Source organism: Embleya sp. NPDC059213 (assembly GCF_042754445.1).
In the GTDB taxonomy this organism is placed as follows: domain Bacteria; phylum Actinomycetota; class Actinomycetes; order Streptomycetales; family Streptomycetaceae; genus Embleya.
This window is the reverse complement of record NZ_JBHZAV010000386.1, coordinates 1-2,488: the sequence shown is the minus strand read 5'-3', so window position 1 is coordinate 2,488 and position 2,488 is coordinate 1. Positions and strand designations below refer to the sequence as shown.

Genomic DNA, 2,488 nt, shown 5'->3' with positions numbered 1-2,488 from the left:
TTCTTTTTGTCGCACCCACCCCTACTCGGTTACCCACCATGGGCACCCGGTCCCCCGGGCCCACCACACCGCCCGGCCCGCCCCCCCGGCGCGCCACGGGCAGGTCGGCGGCGGGAGCCGGTGGGTCAGAGGCGTCGGGCCGCCCAGGCCGTCCGGTTGTTGCGCAGTGTCAGGTCGCGGCGGTTCGCCAGGGCGTCGGGGTGGTCGTCCGCCAACAGGTGGTCGAGTGTGTCGAGGTCGTCGGCGGCCAACCGGTCGTCGAACGCGTCGCGGAAGCGGCGCAGCAGACCGTCCGCGTAGCGTCGCGCACCCGGCGGCGCCGGACTCGCCTCGATCGTGAAGGTGTGCTGCGCGGTCATCGTGAAACCGGCCCGCTCCAGGTACGGCCGCCAATCGGGGTGCGCGTTCGCCCCCGCCCGTGCCGCCACCTCGTGACAGCGCGCCTCCAGCCCGGGTCGGCCGATGCCGAGATCGTCGGGCAGGAAACGCGGCTGCGCGTCCATCTCGACGATCACCACCAGGCCGCCGGGGTTCAGCGCCGCGTACAGGTCGCGGAGCAGGCGGTCCGGATCGGCGAAGTGGTGCAGCGACGACACCGCCCACGCGATGTCCACGGCCTCGACGGACGGCCAGGCGACATCCAGGTCGGCCTGCACGATCCGGAGCCGATCCGCCGCGAGCCCGGCCCCCGGCGCCGCCGCCCGCAGCCGGTCGAGCAGCGCCGCCGATCGATCGATCGCCACGATTTCGGCCGCCTCGAATCGCCGGGCCAGCGCCAGGCTCCCGGTGCCGGTGCCCGCGCCCACGTCGGCGATCCGGCGCGGCGCCTCGGGGGCGTGCCGGCGGACCCAGTCGGTCAATTCGTCCAGGTACGGCCCGAACACCTCGGCGTCCAGGTCCAGCATGTCGGCCCACCCGGATTCGTCGTGGCCGCCCGCCGGCGCGTCCGCGCCCGCATCCGGGAGCCGGTCCGCGTGTGTGTGGTGCGGGTGTGCGTGGTGGAGGTGCCGGTGCTGCTCGGGGTGCGGATGAGAGTGCGTGCTCATGGCTCAACGGTAGACGCATCCATGCGCCCGACACATACACTATTGCCTATGACGCAAGAACTGGGTCTGGACAACATCGTCCGGCACCGTATCCGCGGGTTGCGCCTCGCGCGCGGCTGGTCGCTGGACGCCCTCGCCTCCCGCTGTCACCTGAGTCCGTCCAACCTGAGCCGGATCGAGACCGGGCACCGCCGGATCGCCCTCGACCAACTGGTCGCCATCGCCCGGGCCCTGGACACCACGCTCGACCAGCTCGTCGAGTCCGTCGACGACGAGGACGTGGTGATCCGGCCGCAGGAGTGTCACACCGAAGGCATGACCAGTTGGCTCCTGTCCGGCGAGCGCTCGCTGCACGGCGTCACCGTGGCGAAGCTGCGGATCACCCGCGACCGGCCGACCGGCACCGAACACCTGAAGGTGCATCCCGGCCGCGAATGGTTCACCGTGTTGTCCGGCACCGCCCGGCTGCAACTGGGTGAGCGGGTGATCCTGATCCAGGCCGGCCACGCGGCCGAGTTCTCCACGATGACCCCGCACTCCTTCGGGGCTCAGGACGAGCCGGTGGAACTCCTGATCATCCTCGACCACAACGGGGAACGCTCACACTTCCCATCCGGCACGACACCCCACCCGTAGCCCCGGTCACTCCGCCACTCGGCCTACCGCCGGGGCCGCCGGCACCGGGACAGCGACCTGTCGAGGTGTCGCTCGTTCACCGGGCATGAGCAATCACGTCCCGCCGACCGGCGACGCCCGCACCGTCGCCGACACCCGCCTCTCCCCCGAACAGCGTGCGGCCCTGGAACGGCTGACCTCGGCCGGCGACCGCGCCTGCGCCTGGCTCTGCGCACACGGCCGGCCGGGCGGGCCGGCCTGGGCCCTCGCGGGCGCGATCGAGCACGTTCTGCGCAGCCTGCAGGTCGCCGACCCCGCCGCCGACCCCGGTCCCGACCATCGCGCCCGTCCCGGCGTCGACGCCGATCTGCTCCTCTACCTGGACCCGTACGCGAGCCCGGCCGGCCCGGTCCTCGGTGCCGTCCCGCTGACCGCCCCCGAAACCGTCGCCGTGCTCACCGCGGCCGGCTGTGCCCGAATCGCCCCGCAGGCGATGTCCCGCGCCGACTGGGCGGACCACCTGCGAGTCCTGGCCGACGCGATCGACGACGCCCTGGACCACGCCACCCACCCGTCCCGGTCCGCCGCCCCGAGCCCACGCCACTCGGCCTGAGCACCAGGACCGACCCACGACCGATCGAGCGAACGAACGCCGACACCGCCCGCCTGCTCACCCCCCGACCCGTCCGAGCCCCCGAACTTCCCTGGCCCACGGGCAGCCACCGGCAGCCACCCGTCCACGGCACCATGCCGACCCGGATCACGGGCCCCGACCCCCGCGGCGCTGCTCACGGTGAAGTCCCGGGTGGGCGGCGCCGGTTCGCGGC

General features: G+C 73.4%; 3 protein-coding genes. 2 read left to right on the top strand and 1 reads right to left on the bottom strand.

Annotation, left to right across the window (positions count from 1 at the left end):
* Positions 1-125: 125 nt before the first annotated feature.
* Positions 126-1,046 carry a class I SAM-dependent methyltransferase gene (locus ACFXMF_RS47435; protein ID WP_360324043.1) on the bottom strand — a complete coding sequence of 307 codons (921 nt, stop codon included), beginning with the start codon at positions 1,044-1,046 and terminating at the stop codon, positions 126-128.
* Positions 1,047-1,094: 48 nt separating this feature from the next.
* Here ACFXMF_RS47435 and ACFXMF_RS47430 point away from each other — a divergent pair, with 48 nt between their 5' ends.
* Together ACFXMF_RS47430 and ACFXMF_RS47425 are read left to right on the top strand one after the other, a co-directional pair.
* The gene (locus ACFXMF_RS47430; RefSeq protein WP_360324045.1) at positions 1,095-1,682 is read left to right on the top strand and encodes a helix-turn-helix transcriptional regulator; all 588 of its coding nucleotides are present in this window, start codon (positions 1,095-1,097) and stop codon (positions 1,680-1,682) included.
* An 85-nt stretch (positions 1,683-1,767) separates the two neighbouring features.
* On the top strand, positions 1,768-2,274 hold the full coding sequence (locus tag ACFXMF_RS47425) for a hypothetical protein (protein ID WP_379992866.1): 507 nt from the start codon (positions 1,768-1,770) through the stop codon (positions 2,272-2,274).
* The last annotated feature ends 214 nt before the right edge of the window (positions 2,275-2,488 follow it).

Bases quoted from the DNA above. Each gene is read 5' to 3' on its own strand.
- ACFXMF_RS47435 (WP_360324043.1), bottom strand. From the start codon at position 1,046: ATGAGCACGCACTCTCATCCGCACCCCGAGCAGCACCGGCACCTCCAC.
- ACFXMF_RS47430 (WP_360324045.1), top strand. From the start codon at position 1,095: ATGACGCAAGAACTGGGTCTGGACAACATCGTCCGGCACCGTATCCGC.
- ACFXMF_RS47425 (WP_379992866.1), top strand. From the start codon at position 1,768: ATGAGCAATCACGTCCCGCCGACCGGCGACGCCCGCACCGTCGCCGAC.